The organism is Desulfosarcina sp., assembly GCF_033791525.1.
Taxonomy (GTDB): Bacteria; Desulfobacterota; Desulfobacteria; order Desulfobacterales; family Desulfosarcinaceae; genus Desulfosarcina.
In genome coordinates this window covers 1-3,702 of record NZ_JASJGN010000033.1, presented here as the reverse complement: position 1 = coordinate 3,702, position 3,702 = coordinate 1, and the positions used below count along the sequence as shown (strand labels likewise).

Sequence of the window (3,702 nt, the reverse complement as noted above, 5' to 3'; positions counted from 1 at the left end):
GGTTCATTGCGTATTGATGACCCTCGAAGGATTCGTGCTTTTTGAAGCGGTGGACAATGGCGAAGTGGCCGTGAAACGAGCCTTCGGACCCTTCGATAATCCAGAATTCGCCGAAGGTGTGATGAGAGATATCCGGCTTATCTTTCTTGCGCCCGAAGGACGGATGCAGACTGCCGGAAAATTTGCCGGCGGCACCCCGGGGTGCCGCGATCGGACACACGACAACCGGTTTATCGATGTCATCGGTGCAACTGACGGCAGCTGGCAAATTCAGCAATACGAGCCCCGGAAGACCGTGGCTGTCGATGCGGTCGATCAACGCGGGCTTTCGCCGAAACTGACCCTAAAGGCCGGTGGAAAGGCTTCCTACACACTGGTGATGACCCTGATTGAAGCGATTTCACTGCAATAGTTGTCACTTACTGCCAAGGATGGTTATGAAATTCAAACTGATCTATCCCCGCTGGCCCAAATTGATGCGCCAGACCGAATTCCACCTCCCCCCTCACGGTCCGGTGGTTTTTGCCGCCACCCTGCCGCATGGCGTGGATGTGGAATTCGTCGACGAAAATCTTGAATCCCTTGACTTCGACGCACCGGCCGATGTGGTCGGCATCTCCATGATGCTGACTGCCCAGGTGAAGCGGGGATGGGCGATCGCCGATGCCTATCGGGCCAGAGGCGTGCCGGTCATCTTCGGCGGCATTGCCACCATGCTTCACGCCGAAGAGACCCAGAGCCACGCCGATGCCGTGTTTCTGGGCGAGGCTGAAGGGCGCATGGAACAGGTGCTGGCCGACCTGAAGGCCGGCCAGCTGAAAAAGAGATACGACTACCTGGCCGACCCGCCTCCGGTGGAACTGGTGGGCCCAGCCCGGCGGGACATCCTGAAAAGGGAGCTGTACAACTACCGCGGCATCCAGATGGTTGATCTGGTGCATGCCTCCCGGGGGTGTCGATACAACTGCTATCCGTGCTGCGTGGCTTATCTGGGGGGGCGGCAATTCCGGCCGCGGCCCATCGACATGGCCGTTGCCGAAATGGCGGCCATCGACAACAACCGCATGTTTATCGTGGACAACTCATTGGCCCAGGACACCCAGTGGGAGTTGGATCTGTTCAGGGAAATGATCCCCTTGAAAAAAAAGTGGTGCTGTCATCCCATCGAAGACGACCCCAAGGTGCTTGATCTGGCGGCTCAGGCGGGTGCCTGGTATGTCTATCAGGCGGTTTTCGACACATCGGACAAGATCCGGGATCGGATCAAACGCTACCACGACCACGGCATCGGTGTGGAGGGAACCATTCTGCTGGGACTGGACAACCACACCGAAGACGACATCCTCAGGCTGATCGACTTTCTCCTGGAGATTGAACTGGACCTGGCCGAATTCACTGTACTCACGCCCTTTCCCCATACCAAAGCCTACGAGGACCTGAAGCGGAAGAACCGAATCCTTTCCTTTGACTGGAATGAATACACGGCGGACAAGGTGGTCTTTCAGCCCAAGCACATGAGCGCCGAACGGCTTCAGGAGCTGTTGACCCATGCCTGGGATACCTTTTACCGGACTGAGTCCCAAGGCATGAAGATGTCCAATCTGTTCCAGCAGGTGATGCGCAAAGAAAAAGCGGACGGCACCTTCCGTCCGCGCAACCGCTCCCTGGCGCATCAGGCGTTTGGCCGGGCGGTTTAAAAATAAATTACAATAGCCAAAAACCAAATGACAAATAAATCACAATAGCCAAATTCAAAATTCCAAACCTTGTGATCTTGAAGAAAGGGCAATCCAATCATCATTATTGGAGAAATCAAAATGACAATCAATCGTTGGTGTTTGATCCTGTTTGACATTTGGAGATTGTAATTTGGAATTTATTTAAGGTTTGGTGCTTGCGATTTGTTGTTTCGGGGAATTCTGGGTTAGGGACGATCTCTTTGAACTTTATCCCAAGTTATGGGATGCCATTGGGGAGCTATGGGACTTAAAGAGCACGAATACATCAGGCAGACACTGGAGCGCTACACCAACTGCAAGTTGGAGGATTTCTGCAGCCACGTGCTGATCACCAATTTTCGCCAGTACATCAAAGCCTTTTCCGAGCAAACCGGTTGTGACATTCATGAGGGCAATTTCCGGATCGTCAATGCGCCGGAGTGGGACTGCACAATGATCGATTTCGGCATCGGCTCGCCTCAGGCGGCCCTGGTAATCAACGGCCTGGCCTACCTGGACAACCTGAAATCGGTGGTCATGCTAGGGATGTGCGGCGGCATCGACGACATCCTGGAAGTGGGCGATTTCGTGGTGCCGACGGCCGCAATCCGGGGGGAAGGAACCAGCCGCCATTATCTGCCCATGGAATTCCCGGCCCTGCCGGCCATGTCCGTAAACCTGCTGTGCATCGGTGCCGTCAAGGCGCGCAAGATGATCCCCCGCTGCGGTATCGTCTACACCACGGACCGCCGATTGTGGGAGTTCGATGAACCATTCGTGGACCACCTGCGTTGTCAACGAATCCTGGCCATCGAGATGGAACTCGCCACGCTTTTCTCCGTGGCTTACCGGTATGAAGTGCCCATCGGTTCGATCATGCTGGTTTCAGACATGCCGCTGCAGCGGCGCGGTATCAAAGATAAAAAACTGCACGAGGAAATTTACAAGAATCACATGAGCATCCACCTGGATATTGCAATGGATGCCGTTTCCAATCTCAAGGCCCGATGGCCGGATGTGGAGCGGCAGCTGCATAGCGAGTGGTGAACGGGGTAGGGAGCCGCAGGACTCCAATCCTGCGTTTCCAGGGGCCGCAGCAAATGATCCTGTTTCCTGTCTCATCACCACGGCACTACCCTGAATCATGCTAAGGGTTTTATAGGTGCTATTTGGGGTATTGCAGAGATCCTGCTCCCATTGTATAAATTTCATGCGGGACAGGCCATTGGCACCTCCAACTGCCCCGCTGGGGGCCGGTGTGGAACGCCTGCCACACGGTTCTGAACCGCGATAGCGAGCGCATTCCTCGCCGCTTGTCGGAGCGAAGCAGAGATCTCGCCCATCCGGGCCGCGGCGAGAATTCAAAACGTTCATGATTGGTGACCTATCATACCAACGCGCAACCCTGTTTTGGAAGGGATACATGGCACTGACTAAAACGGATATCGTCAATCAGCTCTATCTGAACACGGGGTACAATAAAGCCAAATCGTACCAGATCACCGAAACATTGCTGGAGATCATTAAACACTGTTTTGAATCGAGGGATGACGTTCTGGTCAGCGGGTTCGGGAAATTTTGCGTAAAGGAAAAGCATGCGCGCAAAGGCCGCAACCCGGCAACTGGAGAGAGTGCCCTGTTGCCGGCAAGGCGGGTGGTGACATTCAACTGTTCCGGGTGTTTGCGGGAGCGGGTGAACGGAAAATAGAGGATTGGATTGGTAAGTCAGTTGCGGAGCCGTTTGTGTTTTGCAGGCTATGCAGGCAGGATAACTTCCAGTTCGATTTTTGAGAAGTCGTCTTTGCGAAGGGAAAGGTGGTAGCCGCGCACCTTGATGTTGATCCTGTCATTGGAGGTCTCCACCTCCTCCAGTTCAATGATACTGCCAGGGGTGATGTCCAGTTCCTTTAACTTGTCGACGATGGTGCCTTTGCCTTTGACGCGGATCAGCCGGGCGACCTGTCCTGACTCGAGGCTTTCCAGG

4 protein-coding genes and 1 pseudogene are annotated in these 3,702 nt (G+C 54.5%); 4 read left to right on the top strand and 1 reads right to left on the bottom strand.

The features are described from left to right. The 4 genes and pseudogenes from QNK41_RS01585 to QNK41_RS01570 form a co-directional block, all read left to right on the top strand. A pseudogene (locus tag QNK41_RS01585) lies at positions 1 to 412 on the top strand (hypothetical protein); the annotation flags it as partial. Between the two features lie 25 nt (positions 413 to 437). After that, the gene (locus QNK41_RS01580) at positions 438 to 1,697 is read left to right on the top strand and encodes a B12-binding domain-containing radical SAM protein (RefSeq protein WP_319253052.1); all 1,260 of its coding nucleotides are present in this window, start codon (positions 438 to 440) and stop codon (positions 1,695 to 1,697) included. Between the two features lie 282 nt (positions 1,698 to 1,979). Further along, positions 1,980 to 2,765 (top strand): AMP nucleosidase, encoded by a 786-nt coding sequence (locus QNK41_RS01575; RefSeq protein ID WP_319253050.1) that lies wholly within the window; start codon positions 1,980 to 1,982, stop codon positions 2,763 to 2,765. A 376-nt stretch (positions 2,766 to 3,141) separates the two neighbouring features. Next, the gene (locus QNK41_RS01570; protein ID WP_319253048.1) at positions 3,142 to 3,426 is read left to right on the top strand and encodes an integration host factor subunit alpha; all 285 of its coding nucleotides are present in this window, start codon (positions 3,142 to 3,144) and stop codon (positions 3,424 to 3,426) included. 47 nt (positions 3,427 to 3,473) lie between these two features. Here the strand turns inward: QNK41_RS01570 and QNK41_RS01565 are convergent. Next, positions 3,474 to 3,702, bottom strand: a 229-nt coding sequence (locus QNK41_RS01565) for a FeoA family protein (protein ID WP_319253046.1), incomplete at its 5' end; no start/stop codon positions are given.